This window comes from Mycobacterium sp. SMC-21, from assembly GCF_045310825.1.
Classification (GTDB): domain Bacteria; phylum Actinomycetota; class Actinomycetes; order Mycobacteriales; family Mycobacteriaceae; genus Mycobacterium.
Genome location: NZ_JBJIAO010000003.1, coordinates 347,427 through 370,859 on the forward strand (window position 1 = coordinate 347,427; position 23,433 = coordinate 370,859).

The 23,433-nt window shown below is 66.3% G+C and carries 18 protein-coding genes; 13 read left to right on the forward strand and 5 right to left on the reverse strand.

Features of this window, described 5'->3' with window-relative positions; all coding sequences use genetic code 11:
• Positions 1-25 precede the first annotated feature (25 nt).
• From sigK to ACJH6H_RS05485, 6 genes are all read left to right on the forward strand, one after another.
• Positions 26-589 carry an ECF RNA polymerase sigma factor SigK gene (gene sigK / locus ACJH6H_RS05460; protein WP_406774384.1) on the forward strand — a complete coding sequence of 188 codons (564 nt, stop codon included), beginning with the start codon at positions 26-28 and terminating at the stop codon, positions 587-589.
• Complete coding sequence (locus tag ACJH6H_RS05465; RefSeq protein WP_406774385.1) at positions 586-1,272, forward strand: RskA family anti-sigma factor; 687 nt, start codon at positions 586-588, stop codon at positions 1,270-1,272. The genes sigK and ACJH6H_RS05465 overlap by 4 nt, the downstream gene beginning before the upstream one ends.
• Before the next feature lie 254 nt (positions 1,273-1,526).
• Positions 1,527-3,425 (forward strand): hypothetical protein, encoded by a 1,899-nt coding sequence (locus tag ACJH6H_RS05470; protein WP_406774386.1) that lies wholly within the window; start codon positions 1,527-1,529, stop codon positions 3,423-3,425.
• A gap of 1 nt (position 3,426) precedes the next feature.
• A complete protein-coding gene (locus tag ACJH6H_RS05475) occupies positions 3,427-4,950 on the forward strand; it encodes a hypothetical protein (protein ID WP_406774387.1) in 1,524 nt (507 codons plus the stop codon).
• Positions 4,947-6,446 carry a glycosyltransferase gene (locus tag ACJH6H_RS05480; protein WP_226519489.1) on the forward strand — a complete coding sequence of 500 codons (1,500 nt, stop codon included), beginning with the start codon at positions 4,947-4,949 and terminating at the stop codon, positions 6,444-6,446. Before ACJH6H_RS05475 ends, ACJH6H_RS05480 begins: the two co-directional genes overlap by 4 nt.
• A complete protein-coding gene (locus tag ACJH6H_RS05485) occupies positions 6,443-8,134 on the forward strand; it encodes a glycosyltransferase family 39 protein (protein ID WP_226519488.1) in 1,692 nt (563 codons plus the stop codon). The genes ACJH6H_RS05480 and ACJH6H_RS05485 overlap by 4 nt, the downstream gene beginning before the upstream one ends.
• Positions 8,135-8,138: 4 nt before the next feature.
• Here ACJH6H_RS05485 and ACJH6H_RS05490 read toward each other — a convergent pair whose 3' ends face one another.
• From ACJH6H_RS05490 to ACJH6H_RS05500, 3 genes are all read right to left on the reverse strand, one after another.
• On the reverse strand, positions 8,139-9,509 hold the full coding sequence (locus ACJH6H_RS05490; RefSeq protein ID WP_226522246.1) for an alpha/beta hydrolase family protein: 1,371 nt from the start codon (positions 9,507-9,509) through the stop codon (positions 8,139-8,141).
• Complete coding sequence (locus ACJH6H_RS05495; RefSeq protein ID WP_226519487.1) at positions 9,509-10,681, reverse strand: lipase family protein; 1,173 nt, start codon at positions 10,679-10,681, stop codon at positions 9,509-9,511. The genes ACJH6H_RS05490 and ACJH6H_RS05495 overlap by 1 nt, the downstream gene beginning before the upstream one ends.
• A gap of 126 nt (positions 10,682-10,807) precedes the next feature.
• On the reverse strand, positions 10,808-13,321 hold the full coding sequence (locus ACJH6H_RS05500; protein WP_406774388.1) for an arylsulfatase: 2,514 nt from the start codon (positions 13,319-13,321) through the stop codon (positions 10,808-10,810).
• Positions 13,322-13,535: 214 nt separating this feature from the next.
• On the opposite strand from ACJH6H_RS05500, the gene ACJH6H_RS05505 reads away from it, so the two are divergent.
• The 3 genes from ACJH6H_RS05505 (at position 13,536) to ACJH6H_RS05515 (ending at position 19,332) form a co-directional block, all read left to right on the forward strand.
• Complete coding sequence (locus tag ACJH6H_RS05505; RefSeq protein ID WP_406774389.1) at positions 13,536-16,136, forward strand: LuxR C-terminal-related transcriptional regulator; 2,601 nt, start codon at positions 13,536-13,538, stop codon at positions 16,134-16,136.
• A 109-nt stretch (positions 16,137-16,245) separates the two neighbouring features.
• A complete protein-coding gene (locus ACJH6H_RS05510) occupies positions 16,246-18,597 on the forward strand; it encodes an arylsulfatase (RefSeq protein ID WP_406774390.1) in 2,352 nt (783 codons plus the stop codon).
• A gap of 9 nt (positions 18,598-18,606) precedes the next feature.
• Positions 18,607-19,332: a hypothetical protein gene (locus tag ACJH6H_RS05515; RefSeq protein WP_406774391.1), complete on the forward strand. Its 726-nt coding sequence runs from the start codon at positions 18,607-18,609 to the stop codon at positions 19,330-19,332.
• A gap of 10 nt (positions 19,333-19,342) precedes the next feature.
• On the opposite strand, the gene ACJH6H_RS05520 is transcribed toward ACJH6H_RS05515, so the two are convergent.
• Together ACJH6H_RS05520 and ACJH6H_RS05525 are read right to left on the reverse strand one after the other, a co-directional pair.
• Complete coding sequence (locus ACJH6H_RS05520) at positions 19,343-19,663, reverse strand: DMT family transporter (RefSeq protein ID WP_406774392.1); 321 nt, start codon at positions 19,661-19,663, stop codon at positions 19,343-19,345.
• Positions 19,660-20,313 (reverse strand): FMN-dependent NADH-azoreductase, encoded by a 654-nt coding sequence (locus ACJH6H_RS05525; protein WP_406774393.1) that lies wholly within the window; start codon positions 20,311-20,313, stop codon positions 19,660-19,662. Before ACJH6H_RS05525 ends, ACJH6H_RS05520 begins: the two co-directional genes overlap by 4 nt.
• A gap of 96 nt (positions 20,314-20,409) precedes the next feature.
• On the opposite strand from ACJH6H_RS05525, the gene ACJH6H_RS05530 reads away from it, so the two are divergent.
• The 4 genes from ACJH6H_RS05530 to ACJH6H_RS05545 form a co-directional block, all read left to right on the forward strand.
• Entirely contained in the window at positions 20,410-21,012 is a 603-nt protein-coding gene (locus ACJH6H_RS05530; protein WP_406774394.1) for a TetR/AcrR family transcriptional regulator, read from the forward strand.
• Positions 21,013-21,119: 107 nt separating this feature from the next.
• The gene (locus ACJH6H_RS05535; RefSeq protein ID WP_020101418.1) at positions 21,120-21,245 is read left to right on the forward strand and encodes a hypothetical protein; all 126 of its coding nucleotides are present in this window, start codon (positions 21,120-21,122) and stop codon (positions 21,243-21,245) included.
• A gap of 4 nt (positions 21,246-21,249) precedes the next feature.
• Positions 21,250-22,380, forward strand: a complete 1,131-nt coding sequence (locus ACJH6H_RS05540) for a YeiH family protein (protein WP_406774395.1) — start codon at positions 21,250-21,252, stop codon at positions 22,378-22,380.
• Positions 22,381-22,932: 552 nt separating this feature from the next.
• The coding region (locus tag ACJH6H_RS05545; protein WP_406774396.1) for a transposase at positions 22,933-23,433 on the forward strand (501 nt) is incomplete at its 3' end.

A 23,433-nucleotide genomic window follows, 5' to 3' on the forward strand; every position in this document is an offset into this window, starting at 1 on the left:
ACCGATGCCGCTAGGCTGCTCGACGATGGCCGCATCGTCCGAGCATGCCCCCGATCTCGGTGCCCTGTTGCGCCGCGTCGCCGACGGGGACGACGACGCGTTCGCGTCGTTCTACGACGCGACCTGCGCCCGGGTGTTCGGTCTGATCCTGCGGGTGCTGCGGGACCCCGGCTACAGCGAGGAGACGACGCAGGAGGTGTACGCGCAGGTGTGGCGCTCGGCTTCCGCTTACGACTCCGCCGAGGGTTCGGCGCTGGCCTGGCTGATGACGTTGGCGCACCGTCGGGCGGTCGATCGGGTACGTGCGGAGGTCGCGGGTACTCGGCGTGAATGGAACTACGGCACAACGCATCTCGAGAGGCCGTCGGACGTGGTGGCCGAGGCGGCGGTGCGGGGCGACGATCGCCGTCGGGTGGTGGGCTGCCTCGGCACGCTCACCGGCGCGCAGCGTGAGGCGATCGAGTTGGCCTACTACGACGGTCTGACGTACGTGGAGGTCTCCGAGCGGCTGTCCACGAGTCTCGGCACGGTCAAATCGCGGATGCGCGATGCGCTGCGCAAGCTGCGTGATTGTCTGGGGGAGTCATGAGCGATCCGTCGGAATTCGAACTGCTGGAGCTGGCCGTGCCGTACGCGCTCGACGCGGTCTCCGACGCCGAGCGCGCGGAGATCGACCGGCGATTGGCTGAGTCACCCCAGCCGGTGGTGGCGGCATTCCGGGCTCAGGTGGCCGAGGCTCGGGAGACCCTCGGGACACTGTCGGACGCCACGGCCGTGCCGCCACCGGCGGCACTGCGAGATGCTGTTCTGCGCAGCAACCGGAGTCAGGTCCGCGAACATCGTTGGCGCAAAGCGGTTCTGGCGGCGGCCGCGATACTCGCCGTGGTCGGCAGCGCGTTCGCCGCGGGGTGGATGTTGCGGCCGCCGCCCGCGCCGCCGGTCGCCGAACAGGTGATCACAGCGCCGGACGTCCGCAGCGTCTCCACCGCCCTGCGTACCGGTGGTACCGCGACCGTCGTGTACTCGCGGACGCGCGGGGACGGCATGGTGATGTTCGATGGCGCCGCGCCGCCCCCGCCGGGCATGTCGTACCAGGTGTGGCTGATGAAGGACGGTGTTCCGGTGCAGTCGGGTCCGCCGATCCGGGAGACGCGCACGGTCATGGTTTCGGACATCGGGCGGGCCACGGCGCTGGGTCTGACGGTCGAACCGGTGGAACGTGCGGCGCATACTCCGCCCGGTGACATGGTGGGACGGGTGGTGCTGCCCTGACAAGAGATGGGTCGCCCGGTTATTTCCCGAGCAGGCGCAAAACTGTCGACTCCCTGCTGAAATGGACAGTTCTGCGTCTGCTCGCTAATTGACCACGTCCCTCATCCGAATCGGGTGAGGGGCGATTCGAATTCCATGGGACCGCAGCGATTACGCCGGATTGTTCAGATTCCGCCCCGCTTTCCTAATACTCTCCAACTATGAATTCGGTGCTGATTCGTTTGTCGAGGATTCTGATAAGCGGTTTATCGGTATTGGCGCTGGGTTTGGGCGGGGCGGTCGTCGTGCACGCGGCCCCCGGGGATGCTCCGGGCGGGACGTCGAGTGCTGCATCACTGTCGTTGGATTCACTGGGATTCGGCCGATCCCTGGCCTTTTACGGCCTGCAGGCGGACACGACGCTGACGTTGCCGGTGCCGGCTGGGCTGGTGCCGGTGGCGCTGAACGGTTTTGTCGACGCACCGCCGAACCTGCTCAGTGGCGTGGTCACCGTCATCCAGGATGATCGGACCATCGCCCGTGTCCCGCTGCCGACGGCGGACCGGGCACCCATCAGCATCCCGCTGGCCGGTGTGCGGATCGTCGACAACTCGGCGACCATCCGTCTGCATGTGAATCTGACGCCACCGCAGGACAATTGCGTTTTCGATCCGGCAAATCCGTTGCGCCTGACCGATATCGGTCTGGCCTTCGCGGGTGCCGAAGCACCACCGCGGGCGGTCGGCGAGTTCCTGCCACCGGTGCTGCAACAGCTGACCGTATTCATTCCGAGTGCGCCGAGCTCGGTCGAGTCGGATTCCGCGGTCAAGCTGACGGCATTGATCGCCGCGCATTACGGCAGGCAGCAGACGAGGATCATCCTGCGGACCCTGGACGGATCGACCGTACCGCCGGCAGCAGCCGCACCGTTCGAACGGCAGATCGTGATCCGCGAGGGCAAGGACACCGGTGTTGTGCTGCAACCGGGGCCTGGCTTCCCATCGCTGTTGATCACCGGCCCCTCCGGCGCGATCAGTAATCAGATCCGACTGATGACCAGCAAGCTGTGGACTCTGGCGTTGAGTTCGAAAGCCGTTGCCGGGCCTCTGGTTCCGGTCGCCCAGTTGGTTCCGGACCTCACCACCATCCGCGACCTGGGTCAGCCGGGCGTGAACGCGACGGCGCTGACCAACCCGCGGGTGGTGATCCCACTGGATCAGACCCGGATCGGCCGCGCAGTGCGGGGCGTCCGGGTGCATCTGCAGGGTTCGTACACGCCGCTGCCGTCGAATCTCGGCGGACAGATCACCGTCGGCGTCGGCGGCAACAACCTGGTGCGCTGGGCGACGGACAACACCGGCACCATCGATCGCTGGATCGACATTCCCGACCGAATGCTGACCAGATTCACCGATCTAAATGTCGCGATCGAAGCGACCGGCAACACCGGGCGATGCGGGGAGTACCAGCCGATCACACTGACCATCGACGGTGCCACCGAGGTGCAGAGCGGACTGGCCGATCCACCTGTCCCGCTGGGCTTTCAGTCCTTGCCGCAGGCGCTGATGCCGCGGGTGCTGGTCGGCATGAAGGGCGGCAACGCCTTTGCCGACACCGCGCGCGCCGTCGAGATCGTGGCCGGCTTGCAGCGGCTGAGCGCACGTCCGCTGGACCTGGAGGTGGTGCCGTTCCCGCAGGCCCTCTCCGCCGCGCAACCGGCTCTGCTGATTGCGGCGGACGGCTGGGATCAGAACGACCTCACATTGCCGGTATCGGCCGGTGCACAGGGGCCCATCACAGTTGCGGCCAGCGACGGCGCGGGAGGACCGGCCACGTTGACGCTGGACCCGGCGCAGCGCTTCGGCTCGCTGCAGACGCTCTACCACGGCGGCCGGGTGCTGTTGGTCGCGACATCCAACGGTGATGCCGCCCAGCTGGATTCGCTGTTGAGCTGGCTCGGGCGCGATAACCGGAACTGGTCGGCCCTCGACGGCATGGCACTGGTGGCGATGCCGGGCCATGACCCGGTATTGGTCAAACCCGACCCGACGCAGGCGCAGGCCCCGTCTCCGGGCCTGCCGGCGTGGGCGCTGTGGCTCGGTGGTGGGGCGGTGGCAGCGGGCGCCGCGGCGCTGGGCCTGGCGCTGGTGCGCCGCCGCAAGAAGGCCGACTGACGTGACCGCCCCGGCGCCGGCGGCCCCGGAATCCGCCGAGCGGGAACCGTCGCGGTTGGGCTCCTGGGCGCGCGGGCCGGTGGGCCGGTTGGTGCTGCGTTGGGCTTTCATCGGCGCGATGACCGGGCTGGCGTTTCACCGGAGCTTGGCGGAATTGGCGCGGGCCACCCGGGGCGAGAGCCTCAACGGCTACATCTGGATGCTGTTCGCCGCGTGCGTGCTCGCCGCGGTCGGCATCGCCCGCCGCGAACGTCACGAGTTGCCCATCCACGACCGGCAGACCGACATCATCGCCGGCGCCATGGTCCTGGGGATGGCGCTGCTGATGCACGGCGTACTGCTACCGCGTTACTCGCTGTACTACCCACTGTTGCGGCTGGATCTTGTCGCGTTGTGGCTGTTCGTGCTGGGCAGCGCCATCGTGATGTTCGGACTGCGCCCCATCATCCGCTACGCGTGGGTGTGGGCGATGCCGGCGCTGGTCATGCCACTGCCGTATCACGCATTGGTCGTGCTGTTGGGCAACACCCGGTGGGCCGACGCCGTGGCCGCCGTCCCGATCACCATGTGGGCGGCCTGGATCTGCACCAGACGCACCCCGCGCCGCGGAATGATCGGGGCGGCAGGCGCACTCGTGGTGACCGTCGCCGTCGCGACGGTGATGACGTTGGTGGTACCGACCGCTCCACTGTTCCTGTACCAGACCATTCCGGCGACGACAGCCCTGGTCGGGACAGCAGCAGCCATGTTCGTCTACGCCCGGCAGACGGAGTCGGTCCGATTCGTCGAGAGCCGAGTGGAACCGTTGGCCACCCGACAAGCGTGGCTGGCCGTTCCGATGGTAGCTGCGGTGGCCGTGCTGTTGTCGTTCGTCCGTCTGCCCATCGAGATCCGGCCGAGCGAGATGGCGCTGTCGGATGCGTCTTTCGGCCGGCCGTTGGTAGTCCCGGCCGGCTGGCACCAGACGGATGTGCACGAATACCCGAAGGTTGCCGGCCTGTACGGCGACGACAGCCGCTTCATCCGGCAGACGATCGTGGCCGATTCAGGAAATCTGAAGTGGGACAAGCGTTCTGCACCAAGGCGGGTCTGGATCGACGTGGTGTCGACGGATCGGCCGGAGACACTCAACGTCTATCCGAGCCTCACGCTCTATCCGTTGCCGCGAGCCAGGATGAGCGCGCCGCGGATCGTCGATCTCGGCTCAGGTGTGCTGGCTCAGGCGTATTCGATCACCGATGACGGATCCCTGGTCACGTGGAACATCGTGATGTGGACCTGGCGGGCCGGGACCTCGGCCCAGCGGGTGATGGTCTTCGCCGTCGACAACCACGACGACACCGCTCCGGTGCCGGAGCCCGGCCATTCGATTCCCGCGGTACTCAGGTCGATCGTGAATGTGCTGTTCCGGGGCAACGCGGCCGTGACCAACGCCAACGCGCAGTTCAAGGACCTCGAGATGCTGACCGAGGTGTCTCGGAAACTGGTTGTCGCTCAACTTGCTTCATCGGCGGGCGCCCGATGAAGACGAAATATGACGGCAGGCCCGTCCTCTCGGTCGACACCGTCACCGAGGAAGAGAAGCAGCGGGCCCTGCACCGGGCCGTCAACGGCCTCCGGGACGACGATCCGGTCCGGTCGGCCTCGGTCGCGGTGCTGGGCTGGCAGAAACGCGCGCTGTGGGTGCTGCTCGGGTTGACGGTGGTCGCCGCGGTCCTGTTTCCCAAGGCGACCGCGGTGACATTCGTCGGGTTGTGCACGGCGGCCTACGTCGTGTCGATGGTCGACCGGATGCTGACCTTCCGGGCCGGACTGGCATCACGCGCGATCGTGATCCCCGACGAGGTGGCCCGCGCGATTCCCGACGCCGATCTGCCGGACTACACGATTCTGGTGCCGGCCTACAACGAGCCCGAGGTGGTGGCACACCTGGTGGGTTCCATGGCGGCACTGGAGTATCCGCGCGACAAGCTCCAGGTGCTGCTGTTGCTCGAGGCCGACGACGATGTCACCATTGCCGCGGCGAAGGGTTGCGCAGACATCGACTACGTGAGCATTCTGCTGGTTCCGCCGGCCGAACCCAGGACCAAGCCCAAGGCGTGCAACTACGGCCTGCAGTTCGCCACCGGTGAGATCGTCACCATCTATGACGCCGAGGATGTTCCGGAGCCGCTCCAATTGCGCAGGGTGGTGGCCGCTTTCGATCAGCTACCCGAGAACACCGCCTGTGTGCAGGCCAAACTGGCCTATTACAACGGTCACCAGAACATGCTCACCGGCTGGTTCACCGCGGAGTACGGGCTGTGGTTCGGCTATCTGCTGCCCGGGTTGATGCGGACCAACTCGCCGATTCCGTTGGGCGGCACCTCGAATCACCTGATGCACCGGGTACTGGACACCATCGGCGCCTGGGATCCGCACAATGTCACCGAAGATGCCGACCTGGGCCTGCGGATCGCGGCGTCGGGTTACCAGACCGCTGTCGTGGATTCGGTGACGCTGGAAGAGGCCAACAGCGATCCGATCAACTGGGTGCGGCAGCGGTCGCGATGGCTGAAGGGCTACCTGCAGACCTGGCTGGTGCAGATGCGCCGGCCGGTGAAGCTGTTCCGGACCTTGGGTTTCCGCAATTTCGTCCGGTTCAATGTCGTGCTGTTCGGTACGCCGATCATCGCGGTGCTCAACCTGCTGTTCTGGTTCATCACGGTGCTTTGGTTCCTCGGGCAGCCGGCCGCGATCGAAGCCGTGTTCCCTTGGTACATCTACTTTCCCGCGCTGGTGGCGTTGTCGATCGGCAATATCGCCACCATCTACATGAGCCTGATCTCGCTGCGCGAGGACGACCGGTCGGATCTGTTGTGGCCGGCGCTGACTGTGCCGCTGTTCTGGCTGATGATGAGCGTGGCGGCAGCCAAGGGGGCGTATCAGCTGATCCGCAATCCGTCGTACTGGGAGAAGACCTTCCATGGGTTGACCGATGTTGCGGTTGACGCCGGCAAGGATGCGGCGGTCCCCGAGTGAGCGGCCGGTCGCTGTCGGACAGCCGTGTCCGGTGGTTCGCGTTCGTACTCAGCTTCGCCTGCTACGTGTCGGTCGGGTACTGGCTGCAGGTGCGCCACGGATTCATCATCGGCGACTCCCTCGCGCGAGTGGAAGCTGCGCAGAGTGTGCTGTTCAGTCGTTCTCCGCACGTCGCGGCGATCGGCTTCATCTTCACGCCATTGACCGCGGCACTGCAGATTCCGCTGGTGGCGCTGGGCAATATCTGGCCGCCCATGGCCGAACGCGCGTTCTCGGGCACGCTGATGTCGGCGACGTTCATGGCCGGCGCCGTGGTCCAGATTCTGGGTATCGGCATGGACCGCGGGCTCGCACGCTGGTTCGTCCTGACCGTGGCCGCATTGTTCGCCTTGAACCCGATGATCGTCTTCTACGGCTCCAACGGCATGAGCGAGGCGCCGTTCATCTTCTTCATCGTCTGGGCGACGCGCCGGCTGATCATGTGGATGGTCGACGACGACGTCCACCATCTGATTGCCGCGGGCGGTGTGGCGATGGGACTGGCGTACCTGACCAGATACGACGCTGTCGCCGTGATCGCGGTGGCCGGGTTCCTGGTGGTCGGGACGACCTACCTGCGGGCGCGGAAATCGCCCCGGTTCAAGCGGGCCCTGCTTGACATGATTCTGGTGAGTGGCCCGGGCACGTTGGCGTTCGTCGGCTGGGCGGTGGCGAGCTGGCTGATCACCGGATTGGCGTTCGCGCAGTTCAGTTCGCAGTACGGCAATTCATCGATCCTGGCGCAGGAAGGGGCGGGCTCTGCACCGCCGAAACTCGAGGCGCTGCTGTATTCGCTGACGTCCATCACCTTGCTGTCGGTCACGTTGGGCCCCTTGCTCATCTGGGCGGTCGTGGCGCGTTGGGGCCGGACATACTGGACCATGCTGGTCGCCCCGGTCACCTTGTTCGGCGCTGTGCTGGGCTTCCAGGCCTACACCTTCTCCAAGGGCGCGACGTTTCCGTTTCTGCGGTTCTACATCGCGGCGATCCCGTTCGCCGCGACCATCGCGTTCTTCTGTGTGCGTAACGGGCGGCTGCGGACCCCGGTGCGGCTCGGCAATTATGCGGTGCGGGAAGCGGATCCATCGTTGGCAGCGGGGAAGAAGCGAACGTGGGCGTATGTCCTGTCGGCGTTGTTGTTGGCGGCGAGTCTGCCGGTTGCGGGCTGGGGGATGACCTCGGCGAAATATGCGCCGCAGGAGTACGGGATGGGTGCACTGTTCGCCGGCCCGAATGCGAGCGGCCAACGCAATCTCGACCAGCGCCGATTGGCGGCGACGTTCTCGACCGAGCGCGATATCGCGCGCTATCTGGACCGGATCGACCTGCCCGACGGCTCCATCCTGGCCGATCCGGTGTACGCGTTCGCGATCATCGTGGCATCGCGACATCCCAAACGGTTCGTGGTGCCATCCGATCCCGATTTCGTCGCGATGCTGAATGATCCGACGGCAAATCGGGTGCGTTACATGCTCGCGGTGCCGAACAAGGGCCGGGGCGCCGCCGACGCGCTCAATCAGCGGTATCCCGCGCTCTACGAGACCGGATCCGACGTTGCGACGCTGGAGCTGGAAGTGCCGAACGCCGGTAAGGATCAACCGGTTTGGCGGTTGTACCGGGTCAACGATCCGGTGTCGATCACCGGCTGACCCGTCAGTTGTCGTCCGCGCCGGGCAGCGACCGCTGCCGCGCCTGTGGGGTTCCGACCTGATGGGCCAGCCAGGGGAGTGCCTTCGCGAAAGCGATTCCGGCAGATTCGAAGTCGTGCTCACCCGGATAACCGACCACAGAGCATTCGACGTGGTAGCCGCTGAGGAAGGCGCACAGTTTCTTGGCGTTTGGTTCGCGGTCGTCGTTGTACAGATCCCACGTCTCGATCGAACCGGGATCCGGTGACGTGTCGCCGGCTGCGTGGTGCACCGTGGGGACGTCGCCCGAGACCCCCAGCCAGGCCGACATGTGTTCGTAGCGGCCGTGTTTGGTCACCACGGTCTGCGGGTCGAAAGCCGCCCACGCGGCTGCGTCGCCACCGTACAGCCGGCCGATGGTCTGTGGTTTGGTGCCGGTGTTGGGACCCAACTGGCCGTCGAGTGCGACGAACGCGGTGAACATGTCCGGGTTGCGAACCGCGGTGACCAGGGCGCAGGTACCGCCGGACGACCAACCCACGAGACCCCAGTTGGCGGCCTTGGGGCTGACGTTGAAGTGCGAGATCACAAACGGCACCACATCTTTGGTCAGATGATCGGCAGCGTTCCCGCGCGGCCCGTTGACGCACTCGGTGTCGTTGTCGAACTTGCCGCTGGTGTCCGGAAACACCATGACCGGCGTGGTGCCGTAATGCAGCGCCGCGTAGTCGTCGAGAGTCTTGAGGGCGCCGCCCGATTCCAGCCAGTCGTTGGGGTGACTGAACTCGGCGCCGAGCATCATCACGGTGGGGAGTTGCGGCGGCGGGTTGCTCGCGAACCACGCCGGAGGTAGATACACCAACTCGGTTCGATGATCGAAACCCGATGCGTCACTGGGGATATCGACTTGGACCACCGTGCCGCGGACCGGCTGTTCACCGCTCTTGATCAGGTCGGCCAGTTGCCCCTCATCGATCCACTGCTTGGGTTTGGCGTCGCTCAGGCGGCTCATCGCGACCTTGACGGTGGGGAAGTAGCCAGTTGCGGTATTGAGCGCAGCGAAGCCGCACACCACGGCGAGCAGGACCGAAAGAACCGACACCAGCCGCCGAGCCCACTTGCTACCCCGCCAACCCGCGACGGCGAGCGCCAGTGCGAATCCGGTCATGAAGACCCAGAAGACGGATTGGTAGGACACCGCGTCGACCGACCAGCCCCGATCCTTGACGAACAGGCGCATTCCGGCGGCGAGGCCCAGTCCCGTCAGGACCGCGGCCGGCAGTGCACGTTTCAGCCATTTCTTCGACCGGTGCCGGCCGACCGCGACAGCGATGGCGATGAGCGCCAGCAACTGCAGTGTGATGGGGATCAGACCGTGGGTCAGCGACAGATTCATCACTTCCGGACCCCACAGTCGTCGGGGGCGGGCGCGCCGGCGAACCGGTCACCGATCCAGTCCAGTGCCGCAAGCGGATCGGCCTGCGGACCGGGCCGCTTCTGGATGGCGACGGCGTCGCCCATCTTGCAGGCCGCGTCGAGGGCACGGTCGGTCCACGCCGCGGGGCTCACCGGATCGGCGTCGCTGTAGATGACGAGCATCGGGGCCAGCGCCGGGCCCTGCGGCAAATTGGTCTTCTTCAGATAGGCGCGGAGCGCGGCCAGTGCCTTTTCATCCGCGGGCCGGAGATCCGCCGCGGTGATCTGCGCCGGCACGGCGGGTGCATCGGGCCGGCAGCTGAGCATCGCGTCCCACTGCTGACCGGCGGCACCGCGCCGGTAGTCATCGAGTTCGATGTCGTACTGGTATTCGCGGCCAATGGCTGCCAGATAGCGGATGTAGACGATCTTCTGCGCATCGCTCAGCGTGCCGTTCTGCGCCGCGTCGGCCAGTCCGTTGACCTCGGAGATGGGTGAAATGCTCGCAGAACCAAGGAACTTGAGGTCGCTGCCGTAGCCGTCGGTCAATTCGTTGGCGGCCCACGCGGCCTGCCCGCCTTCGCGGAAACCGAGGGCCACCCATGACGTCGACGTCTGCGGCACCGTGGCATGCGTGGCGCGGACCGCGTCGATGACGTTGTAACCGGCTGTCGCCGAGTCGAGATACGGGTAGTAGTGGTTGTATTCGTCGTCGGTGACGGCCGGTTTACCGAGACCCTGATAGTCGGGCACCGTCACGACGTACCCGGCGCGCAACAGCGCCGCCACCGTGGGCGCCAGGCCGAGCAGGGTGTCCGACTGCGACGGGGCGCACTCTGGCGACAGACCGGTCGTCTGGTGCGCCAGCGCGACGATGGGGTAGCCGCCGGCAGGCGGATTGCTCTTGGGTACGAAGATGGACGTCGAGACGTGAGTGCCACCGTCGTTGACGCCCGAACGGGAGACATGGGTGACCACGCTCATCGACGCGGCCGCATCACGTACTGCCGGCACCACATCCGTCAACGGGACCGACGACGGGTCATCGGTCGACGTGGCCGAAGGGGTCGGCCGGCTCGCATTCTGGGACGCTCCGCCGCAGCCGGTGAGCGCGACGATCATCGCCGAAGACAGCGCCAAAGCCCGCAGCATCAACAGGTCCCTCCCCGGTCCGTTCACCGATAGTAGAGCCGCCCCGATGGCTGATTCGGGGCAATTGCGAGAACAGATTTCGGGCTTGGGGGCACCCGCCGAACCGGTGCCCCACCTTGTTTCAACTCAGTCCCGCGCGAATGCGCCGGCGGCTTCCTTGTCGAGGTCGACGTACGACTTGCCGCTGACGTCGACGGCGACCACGTTGATGGTGCCCCCGGTGAATCGGCCGGGGTTCTGGTAGAGGTTCGACACATTGTCACCGCTGTCGAAGCCCACACACAGGCCGTCGCCGGCCAGGGTGAACCTACCGATCTGTGCTCGCATCGGCCCCTGAGCGACGACGCGGCCGTCGACGTAAAGCTTTGTGGTACCGACCGATTCGCCGTGTGTGCCGCTGGTCTCCCGGATGAACTCCATACCGAGGTTGTGCTTGCCGGGCGTCAGCGGCGGTGAGCTGAACACCTGCTCGGGCGGAATCCCGAGGAAGTTGTACACGTAGAACAGCTTGTTGTCCTTGATGAACAGGGCATGCCCGCCGAACCTCGAACCGTGCGCGAAGATCACTCCCTGGGCCCGCGGCGTCAGGTCGACGTTGGAGTCGATCTTGTACGACTTGCCTCGGATGTTGACCGCAACCGACTCGGGCACCGGTGAGGCGTCGGGGTAGTACAGGTACTGGTCGCGCGACGGCTCGAACTGCGGGCGCGGGGTGCTGGTGAGCTCGACCGGCGTCCGGTCATCCAGCGGCAGCACGAAGTTCTTCTTGGCTTCGCTGAACCAGGCGTCCTGCAGCTCTTTGAGCTTCTCCGGGTGCTGGTCGGCGAGATCCGTTGATTCGGAGCGGTCTTCGTCGACGTGGAACAGCTCCCACTTGTCCTGGTCGAAGTGGCCCTTGCCGCTCAACGGAACATGAAGGGCGGCAGCCTTCCAGCCGTCCTGCCAGATCCCGCGGGTGCCCAGCATCGCGTAGTACTGGTTCTTCTTCTTTGAGGCGTCCGCCGGCTTGGCGTCGAAGGTGTACTTCATCGACACTCCGGTCAGCGGGAACTGGGGCACACCACGATAGGTGTCGGGCATCTGCAGCCCGATCACGTCGAGGATCGTGGGCACGATGTCGGTGACGTGGTGGTACTGGTGGCGCACCTCGCCCTTCGCCTTGATGCCCTTGGGCCAGTGGATGACCAGTGGGTCGCAGGTGCCGCCGGAGAACTGGGAGTAGCGCTTGAACATCTGGAACGGGGTCGAGAACGCGACCGCCCAGCCGGTCGGATAATGGTTGTAGGTGGCGGGCGTGCCCAGGCTGTCGATCATCTTCATGTTCTCGGCCAGGTCATCGGGGTAGTTGTTGAAAAACTTGTTCTCGTTGACCGACCCGTTGGGTGAACCCTCGCCCGATGCGCCGTTGTCCGCGCAGTAGAAGATCAGCGTGTTGTCCATCTGGCCGGTCTGCTCGAGGTATTCCACGATGCGGCCGACCTGGGCGTCGGTGTACTCGGAGAACCCGGCGAACACCTCGGCCATCCGGGAGAACAGCTTCTTCTCGTCGGGACTCAGGGTGTTCCACGGCCGCACCTCGTCTGCTGCCATCGAGACGTCTTTCGGCAGCGGATTTATGGGCGTCAGCTTGGTGTCTTTGGGCATGATGCCCTTGTCTTTCATGCGCTGCAGCACCCACTCGCGGTAGGCCTCGTAGCCGTCGTCGAACTGCCCCTTGTACTTCGCCGCATACTCGGTCGGGCTGTGGTGCGGCGCGTGGTTGGCACCGGGGCAGAACCACATGTACCAAGGCTTGGACGGGTTGGTTGCGCGCTGGTCTCGCAGCATCCGAAGTGCTTGGTCGGCAAGGTCTTTGGACAGATGGTAGCCCTGCTCCGGTGAATACGGTTGTTCGATGTAGCGGTTGTCCTCGACCAGATCCGGGTACCACTGGTTGGTCTCGCCGCCGATGTATCCGTAGAACCGGTCGAACCCTTTCTGCACCGGCCACTGCGACTTGCTGCCGCCGCTGGCCAGGTCTTCTTCGGGGACGTTGTGGTCCTTGCCCACCCAGAAGGTGCTGTAGCCGTTCTCCTGCAGAATCTGGCCGATCGTGGCGCACTCATCAGGCAGTCGGCCCGAAGCGCCGGGGAAACCGATAGTGGCCTCGGCGATGTTCGCGAAGTTGTTCACGTGGTGGTTGCGGCCGGTGAGCATGCAGGAGCGGGTAGGTGAGCACAGTGCGGTGGTGTGCCACTGCGAATAGATCAGGCCGTTGTCGGCCAACTTCTGCATCGTCGGCATGTTGATCCGTCCGCCGTACGGGGACCACGAGGCCAACCCGGTGTCGTCGTAGAGCACGACCAGTACATTGGGCGCGCCGTCAGGCGCGTGCTTGAGCTCCCAGGGCCCCCAGTCGGGCTTCGAATCCCGGATGTCGAGTTTGACTTCGCCGTGGAAATCCTTCATCACATCGTTGGCGGCGGCGCTGCCGTCACCCTCGCTCGCCGTACCACTCTTGTCGTTGTCACACCCCGCGATGATCGACGACCCCGCGGCGACGCCGGCCGCGGCGGCCAGCCCACCGATCATCGGGCGTCGGGACAGCTTCGGGCCGGTGGATTCGGGAGCGGGCTCGGACGGTGAGATATCGGATGCCATGGCGCCATTATTGAAAAGATCTGCATTGTTCGCAGCCATTCTGACGATCGGCGCTCGTAATTCGGCGCGTCGGATTTCCTCACGGGCCAACGGGTTTTCGTGACCAAGAGCAATTTCAGCGAATTCGGCGAAGCGACAAAAAATGGTCGAGCAATCGCCATCACCCTTTTCGGGTGAGATAGATCGGCATTCTTGTATCCGGTATTTTTGGGCGGTGGCGGCGGACGGAACTTCTGCGATGCGGCCGGTGCCCTGGTATCTCGCCACGATCCCGGTCGCCCGGCCGGACATGCTGTCGCGCCGGTCGATCAGTCGGTTGCTGGATGCGGAATGCGAGCGCAAACGGGCGATCGTCGTCGCAGCGCCGTCGGGTTACGGCAAGACCGTGGCGTTGTCGCAATGGGCCGCGCAACGGGCGGCGAACAAACCGGGCTCGGTTGCCTGGCTGACGCTGACAGTGCGCGTCGCCAACCGTGACGATGTGCTGCGCGGTCTGCTGACCGCGATGGGCAACAGCGCGCGTGCGGCCGGCGATGACGGGCTGGGGCGGCAGATTGCCGAGGTGGCCGAGGTGCTGCAGACGTCGTCGTACCCGTCCGCGGTGGCGGCATTGATGGAGATAGACCCACTCGGGCCGTTGACGGTGGTCATCGACGACTTTCAGCAGGCGCGCGCGGCCTGGCGCGAAGCCGACGTCCTCGAGCTGATCGAGCTGGGGCCGCCGTGGCTCAGTTTCGTCCTGGCGACCACGGATTCGGTCGGACCTGAATGGTCGCGTCTTCGGGTGCATGACCACGTCGCGGTGATCGGGGCCAATGACCTCGCATTCACTCATGACGACATCGCTGCGATGGCACGTCGATCGGGCGTCCCGGTGGAAGCTGTTGGCGTCGAGGATATTTCGGCAGCCACTGGCGGATGGCCGGCGGCCGTCAGGTTGATGCTGGTGTCGGGTAGTGCGCCGTTGTCGGCCTCCTTCGCCGACCTCACCGAGTACCTCGAAACCGCCGTGCTCTCGCGGTTGCGGCCCGAGCTCGCCGACTTCGTGCTCAGCGTTACGGTCTGTGCACGGCTCGACGAACGACTCGCTGTCGCGTTGTCCGGACGGGCAGACGCGGTGTCGTTGTTGCGAGAGTGCGTGGGCTCCGGACTGTTCGTGGAACAGTTCGGTGCAGGGGAGAGCGCCTTCTACCAATGGCACGCGATCTTCGTCCGGCACTGCCGCGAAATTCTCCGCCGCACCCGGCCCGGTGAGTGGCAGCGCCTGAACCGGATCGCCGCTGTCGAGCTGGCCGCCACGTACCCGTTGGAGGCGGTCGAGTGCGCGATCCGCAGCGACGATCCCCATGCCGGGTTCGAGATCATCGCCGACCACTGGCTGGAATTGCTGCTGCAGTCTCGGTCGGAGGCGCTGGATGACGCCTGTGCGCGCCTGAGTCAGGCTTTCGGCGAGAAACCCGAAGTCCTCATGGTCCGCGCCTCATGCCGGGCGATGGCAGGCGACAGTGTCACGGCGGCTTTGCTTTTCGACCGCGCCAGGTCTGCGGTAACCGCCGACGCCGATCCGCGTCGCTTGGAGTTCATCGCGGACCTGTGCACGATCCTGGTAGCTGACGATCGTGACGCGATGGCCGCCGCCGCGGCCCGTGCGGAGGCGGTACTGGCGGACCACGACGTGGTGGCGCCGCGGGCATACGCGTGCGCGCTCTTCGTCATCGGCTGGGCCGACTCGAGATTGCGCCGAGGGCCTTCGCGCGGTTCGGCGTATCTGGAGTCTGCCGTTCACGAATGCACGGTGCTGGGGCTGACAGAGGTGGCCCACCGGGCCCGACAGAACCTGGCATTCGCCGCGGCACACGCGGGAGAGTTCGACAGGGCCCTCGACGCACTCCGGTCCGCCCAGGCGGTCGCCGACCCGTCACCCGAGCTGTGGCTGGCGCACGACGGCGACGGCATCGAGCGCTTCACCGCCGGCTGGATCAGCCTTTGGCGTGGCGAGATGGACGTTGCCGTCGACTACCTCGTTTCGGTGAGTGCGACTGTGGGCGTGGGGTATCCGGACACCGGACGGATGATGCTCGCGTTCGCCGCTGCGACGCTCGGCGTGGAAAACGTCCTGGAAGTCGCGGAAGCCACCGTCCGCCGGATGCCGGACCTCGACACCCACGGGGTGCCGTGGAACAGTTACAAGACCGCCAGCCGGGCCCGCTTGGCGGAGGCCCGTGGCCGCCGTCAGGAGGCGCTCGAGGGTGCCGCCAGTATCGTTGGCCGCGAACATGTTCCGATGATCTCTGCGGTGCTGTCCGGGATGTGCCGTCGGCTTGCCGCCCCGGACCTGGCGGACCGGTTGGCGCGCCAGGCGCTGGCGGTCGAGGCGCCCGTCAACGTCGAGGTCTACGCGCTCCTGACGCTGGCCTTGCTCGACTGGCAGCAGGGCCGCGCCGCCGCCGCACATCGGGGCTTGGAGACCGTGCTCGGTCTGGCGCGCGAGGAGCAGGTGCGGTACCAGTTCGTCGACAACACGGACCGGGTCAGCCGGGAGTTGCTTGCGGCGCACCTGCCGACCACCGCGTATCAAGAGTTCCTGGCCGAAGCCCTGGTGCTGGTCGAGCGGCCCAAGGCGGCGTCATCGGCATCGGCACTGACTCCGCGCGAGCTCGAGGTGCTGGCGCACTTGCGCACCGCGATGACATCACAGGAGATCGCCGACCGGATGGGGGTCTCGCTGAACACGCTGAAAACCCACCAACGGTCGATCTACCGCAAGCTTGCCGTGGCCAATCGACGCGAGGCGATCAGGGCAGTCCGTCCCTGAACTCACCACCGGGTGCGTGACCGTCAATATCCGGGGCGCAGCCCAGCTCCCGGGTGTAATCTCCGGGCAAATCGCCGGGATCGGCGGGCACTGACCGGGACGAGGCGTCATGGCAACTGAATTCCAGGGCAAGATCGAACTCGACATCCGCGACTCGGAGCCCGACTGGGCACCCTATGCGGCACCGGTCGCACCGGCGGGCGCGCCCAACGTGCTGTACCTGGTGTGGGACGACACCGGTATCGCCACCTGGGACTGTTTCGGCGGCCTCGTCGACATGCCGGCCATGCGCCGCATCGCCGACAAGGGGGTGCGGCTGTCGCAGTTCCACACCACCGCGTTGTGCTCGCCGACACGGGCGTCGCTGCTCACCGGCCGCAACGCCACCTCGGTGGGCATGGCGACCATCGAGGAGTTCACCGACGGCTTCCCGAACTGCCACGGCCGCATACCTTTTGAGACCGCGCTGCTGTCCGAGGTGCTGGCCGAGAAAGGCTGGAACACCTACTGCGTCGGCAAGTGGCATCTGACACCGTTGGAGGAGTCGAACCTCGCATCCACCAAACGGCACTGGCCGCTGTCACGGGGCTTCGAACGCTTCTACGGCTTCATGGGCGGCGAGACCGACCAGTGGTACCCGGAGCTGGTGTACGACAACCACCCCGTCGCCCCGCCGGCCACCCCCGAAGAGGGCTACCACCTGTCAAAAGACCTGGCGGACAAGACCATCGAGTTCATCCGCGACGCCAAGGTCATCGCGCCGGACAAGCCCTGGTTCTCCTACGTCTGCCCGGGCGCCGGGCACGCACCGCACCACGTGTTCAAGGAGTGGGCCGACAAGTACGCCGGCAGGTTCGACATGGGCTACGAGGTCTACCGCGACCTGGTGCTGGAGAACCAGAAGCGCCTCGGCATCGTGCCGCCCGACACCGAACTCTCGCCGATGAATCCGTATCTGGACGTCAAGGGGCCCAACGGTGAGCCATGGCCGCTGCAGGACACGGTGCGGCCGTGGGACGGGCTGAGCGACGACGAGAAGAAGCTGTTCGCCCGCATGGCCGAGGTGTTCGCCGGCTTCCTGTCGTACACCGACGCGCAGATCGGCCGGATTCTCGACTATCTGGAGGAGTCCGGGCAGCTCGACAACACGCTGATCGTCGTCATCGCGGACAACGGGGCCAGCGGTGAAGGCGGCCCGAACGGCTCGGTCAACGAGAACAAATTCTTCAACGGCTACATCGACACCGTCGAAGAGAGCATGCGGTACTTCGACACGCTGGGCTCGCCGGACACCTACAACCACTACCCGATCGGCTGGGCGATGGCGTTCAACACGCCCTACAAGCTGTTCAAGCGTTACGCCTCTCATGAAGGTGGCATCGCCGACACCGCAATCATCAGCTGGCCCAACGGAATCGCCGCACACGGCGAGGTCCGCGACAACTACGTCAACGTCGCCGACATCACCCCGACGGTCTACGACCTGTTGGGCATCGAGCCGCCGACCGAGGTGCGGGGCGTGCCGCAGCGGCCGCTGGAAGGTGTGAGTTTCAAAGCGGCCCTGGCAGACTCGGCGGCCGACACCGGTAAGACGACGCAGTTCTACGCGATGCTCGGCACGCGTGGCATCTGGCACGACGGCTGGTTCGCGGGCACGGTGCACGCCGCCACGCCGTCGGGGTGGTCGCACTTCGACAAGGACCGCTGGGAGCTGTTCCACATCGAAGCCGACCGCAGTCAGTGCCATGACCTCGCCGCCGAGAATCCGGCGAAACTCGCGGAAATGCAGGAACTCTGGTTCTCCGAGGCCGCCAAGTACAACGGCCTGCCGCTGGCCGACCTCAACGTGTTCGAGACGCTGCTGCGCGACCGCCCCTACCTGATGCGGGACCGGCAGACCTTCACCTACTACCCGGATACCGCCGAGGTGGGTATCGGCGCCGCCGTCGAACTGCGGGGTCAGTCGTTCTCGGTGCTGGCCGAGGTCGACGTCGAATCGGCCGCTGCCGCCGGGGTGCTCTTCAAGCAGGGCGCCGGTCACGGTGGACATGTGCTGTTCGTCCAGGATGGCCGGCTGCAGTACGTCTACAACTTCATGGGCGAGGACGAACAATGGGTGTCCGCGCTCGATCCATTGCCTTTGGGGCGGCACGTTTTCGGCGTCCACTACGACCGAACCGGCACTGTCGAAGGCAGTCACACGCCGCTCGGCACCGTCGAACTGCGCATCGACGATGCAGTGGTGGCGGCCCGCCCCGACGTCCGCGCGCACCCTGGCACTTTCGGCCTCGCCGGTGGCGGCGTCGCGGTCGGGCGCAACGCGGGCCAGCCGGTGTCGAACCGCTACCGGGCCCCGTATCCCTTCGTCGGCGGCACCATCGCCAAAGTCGTCGTCGACATCTCCGGTACGCCGTATCTTGACGTCGAACAGGAGCTGGCCAAGGCGTTCTGCAAGGACTAGGGGACTGCGATGAGCGGAACGAACATGCGGTGCGCCGTCGGGCTGTCGGCGGCGCTGCTGCTGGCAGCCTGCGGCGGCAAGGCCGACGAGAAGCCTTCCGATACAACGAAATCCGGCGGCGCCACGACGACGACCGCCAGTTCGCCGGCGGCGTCCGCCACGTCGTCGACGGTGGCGTCCGGGTCGAAGATGCCCGAGCTGCCGGCCTACGGCGTGGTCGAGACGACGAAACGGCCGGTCTCGGCGGGCGAGCAGGTCTGTGACCCGCCGGGCCCGCCCGCCCAGACCATGACCGCGGCCACCGGGGCCCCCGGCGCGCCGGCCGTCGTCGTCGCGGTGCCCGACGGATTCAGCCCTGGAGCACCGGCTTCCGGTGACGTCGCGCTGAACCTGACCGGACCCGACGGCCTGACCGGCACCGTGAAGATCAGCCCGACACCGCTCGATGCCGGGGCCGCGTTCCGGCAGTACGCCGATGCGCGCACCGCGGGCCACGAGTTCAACAGCGTCAGCATCCTGCCCGACGAATTGTGCGGTTACAGCGGACAGAAGTTGATGGGCGTCCTCGCCGACAAGCCCGGCTCCGGCAGCGATTACGCGGACCGCATCGTGCACGTGTGGACCAACAACGGGGACTACCTCGTTGCGCTGCAGTTGCAGGGACCCGCCGGCTCGAAAGGGCTGGACGCGGCCAAGCCGGTCCTGCTGGGGGACTTCGGTATTCGGCTGGGCTGAGCGGCGCTCATCATTCGGGATTGGTCAAGCGGGCCAACACGATTCCGCCGACGATCATCGACAACGCCACCGCACGTCCGATGTTGAGTGGGTCCTTGTGGACCAGCACTCCGATGGCGATGGCCCCGACGGCGCCGATGCCGGTGAAAACCGCATAGGCGGTGCCGACCGGCAGGGTCCGCATCGCCAAGGACAACAAATACACCGACAACGCGCCGACCAGCACGCAGACGATCGTCGGCAGCAGACGGGTGAACCCGTCGGTCGGTTTGATGCTCTGGGACCAGGCGATCTCCACACCGCCGGCCAGAGCGAGGATGAGCCAGCTCATTTCGCGTACTCCGCGGCCAACGCGCGTGCAGTGCCCAGCGCGGCCGTCAGGGAGGCGTCGTGCCCGGCCCGGAACTGGGCGAGCGTGGGATCGACGCGGGAGTTGGCCAGTTCGGCGTTGATGAACACGGTGTCGGTGACGGCGAAATGCCCGGCGAAGAAGTCACGCAGGAACCTCTCCTGATAGTCGAAGGCGGCCTTGGGTGAGCCCGGCGAGTAGGCGCCGCCCCTGGCGGTGGCGACCACGAATCGGCGGGGCGCCAACGACATTCGCGGAAACGTCACCTGGTCCAGCCAGGCCTTAAGGGCGGCCGGAATCGAGTAGTTGTACATGGGTGTGCCGATCAGCACGACGTCGGCCGACCGCAATTCGGCCAGCAATGGCTCGACGACAGCCCAGGCCGCGGTTTGGGCAGGGGTGCGTGCCAAACCAGCCAGCTCGTCGAGGTCGGTGACGCCGGCAGCCAGTGCCGCATCGCAGATCTCGGTCCAGCCGGCGTCGATGAACGGCACCGGATCGGCCGCCACGTCGCGGTAGCGGTAGGTGCCGTCGGGCGCCGCAGTGCGCCAGGCCTGCGCGAACTCGGCGCTGAGCTGCCTGCTGATCGATGGGTTCCGGGCGCTGGCGTCCAGGTGAAGCAACGTGGTCATGACCGTCCTCTCAGAAGTGGACATTGTGTCCGGATTGATGATGCAACTAACTGGACGATGTGTCCACTTATTCCCTGGGTGGGCTATTGTGCGGTGGTGGACATCGGTCGGGACCTGCTCGACGACGACGCGGGCACTGCGGGCGGCGGCGCCGAGCGGGCTGACGCCGCGCGTAACCGAGCCCGGATTCTGGCCGCGGCCGCGGAGGTCTTCGCCGGTCGTGACCCACGCAGCGTCACGATGGAGCACATCGCCACCGCGGCCGGCGTCGGACGCGGCACGCTGTATCGGCGCTACCCGAACACCGCGGCCATCGCCGTCGCATTGCTCGACGAACATGAGCGCGCCCTGCAGCGTCAACTGATCTCGGGAGCGCCGCCGCTGGGACCGGGAGCCGCACCGGCCGAACGGCTTTCGGCGTTCTATGCCGCCATGGTCGACCTTCTCGACCAGCACGTGGATCTGGCGCTCGGCGCCGAGATCGGTGGCGCCCGTTACCGCACCGGGGCCTACGGTTTCTGGGCCGCGCACGTGCGCGCCCTGCTGGTGCAGGCTGACGTGCCCGAGCCGGACGCACTGGTGGACGTTCTGTTGGCGCCGTTGGCCGCCGAGAACTTCCTGCATCAACGCGAACGCGGCCTGTCCGTCGCGCAGATCAGTGGCGCGCTGACGCGGCTGGCGCACGCGATCCTCGGCTGACCTCCTTCTGGTTTTCCCTGGCAAAGAGATTCAGCGCGAGCAGATCCCTGTGCAGTCGGCGCGGCGCCCGCAACGATGAGCCCACATCGGGTGACGGGAGAGGCGTGATGACTGAGACCGAGGTGACGCAGAGCTGGGTGAGCCGCGTCGGGACTGATTGGTGGGCAACGATTTTGGGTCTGGCCGTGACCGCGCTCGCGGTGGCCGGCGTCCTGCCGAAGATCGGCTGGTGACGCGATGACCGTCGAAGCGGCTGATACCGCCGACCACATCGAATCGGGCGACCACACCGAATCCACGGGCGCCCGTCGGTTCCTCGACTACATCCCGGGCCTGCTGCTCCTCGTGGCGGTGGGCCTGGCCGGCAAATACGCCCAGATCGGCTGGCTGGCGCTGGCCAAGCACCAGCACTGGCGGGTGCCCGACATCGAATACGTGCTGTGGGCCATCGTCTTCGGGTTGATCATCACCAATACCGTTGGCCTGCACCGGATTTTCCGCCCTGGTGTCGCCACGTACGAATTCTGGCTGAAGATCGGCATCGTCCTGCTGGGCGCACGGTTCGTCCTCGGCGACGTCCTCAAGCTCGGCGCCACCAGCCTGGTGCAGATCCTCATCGACATGACCGTCGCCGGCGCCATCATCATCGCCGCGGCCCGGTGGTTCGGCCTGTCCGGCAAGCTCGGCTCGCTGCTGGCCATCGGGACATCGATCTGCGGGGTGTCGGCGATCATCGCGGCCAAGGGCGCCATCCGGGCCCGCAACTCCGACGTCAGCTACGCGATCGCGTCGATCCTGGCGCTCGGTGCCGTCGCGCTGTTCGTACTGCCGCCGCTGGGCCACGCCATCGGGCTGACCGACCACGAGTTCGGGTTGTGGGCCGGTCTCGCCGTCGACAACACCGCGGAGACCACCGCCACCGGCTATCTCTTCTCCGACGAGGCCGGCAAGACCGCCGTCCTGGTGAAGTCGGTCCGCAACGCGCTGATCGGATTCGTCGTCCTCGGCTTCGCGATCTACTGGGCCGCCAGGGGAGAGGCCGACGCCGTCGCGCCGGGCCTCAAGGCCAAGGCCGCGTTCGTCTGGCAGAAGTTCCCGAAGTTCGTGCTCGGCTTCCTGGCGGTCTCGGCCGTCGTCACCGCGGGGCTGTTGAGCAAGGGGCAGATCGCGAACCTCGCCGCAGTCTCCAAGTGGGCCTTCCTGCTGACCTTCGCCGGCGTCGGCCTCTCCACCGACTTCCGGCAGATCGCGCGCACCGGCTGGCGCCCGCTCGTCGTCGCGGTGATCGGCCTGGTCGTGGTGGCGACGGTGTCACTGGCACTGGTGCTGCTGACGTCGCGCGTTCTGGGCTGGGGCATCGGGGGCTGACACCGGGCTGTCCGAGACCGACGTGATGGTCGCTGCCGCACTGGCAGCGACCATCACGTCCATCTGGCTGCTGGTGAACTGACCGCGGACGGTCGTCGCGCGCGAGCGTGCCCGAAATGCGCGCCTGGGGCGGTGTGTCGGTGTGCAAACACTCAGTGTCATTCTCGAGTTGCCGCTGTTGCGGTGGTTGGGTTACTTCTCACCTGGTATTTGGCTCTTGCAAACACTGCCGCCTGCGGGCTGGCATTCGGCCGTTGTGCCGATACCAGGCGGGAAGGACCGACCGGCGTGACTTGATAGGAGCGTGGCACCGCCCCCACTGAGATGTGTCCTGCCGGCCGGCCCGACCTTCGCCTCATCCACCTCTGATGAAAGAAGGCACCGTTCATGGTCGTCGTTGGAACCGATGTCCACAAGGAGCAATGATCAATACCTGTGGATGAGGCCCGAGGAGGCGGCCTGAAAGTGGGCGCACCTTCCCGAGGATGATCATCACGGAATCAGGTATTCGATCAAGACCGGCGTTGGCGCGCTGGTTGGGAAGGTACGCCCATGCTCACCGTAGTTCACGATGCCGAGGAGGCCAACGGCGGCGAGGCCGGCCGGTCGTTGTTGGACGAGATCGTCCGCGACGGAGCCCGGCAGATGTTGGCCGCTGCCCTGCAGGCCGAGGTCGCCGCGTACGTGGCCGCATTCGCTGATCAGCTCGACGAGAACGGTCACCGACTGGTGGTCCGCAACGGCTATCACCAGCCGCGTGAGGTGCTGACCGCGGCCGGTGCCGTGCAGGTGAAGGCGCCGCGGGTCAACGATCGCCGTGTCGACCCCGATTCTGGTGAGCGGCAGCGGTTTTCCTCGGCGATCCTGCCGGCCTGGGCACGCAAGTCCCCGCAGATGAGTGAGGTGCTGCCGCTGCTGTATCTGCACGGCCTATCGACCAGCGACTTCGGGCCCGCACTCGAGCAGTTCCTCGGCTCGGGTGCCGGGTTGTCGGCCACCACGATCACCCGTCTGACCGCGCAGTGGCAAGACGAAGCCCGTACGTTCGCTGCC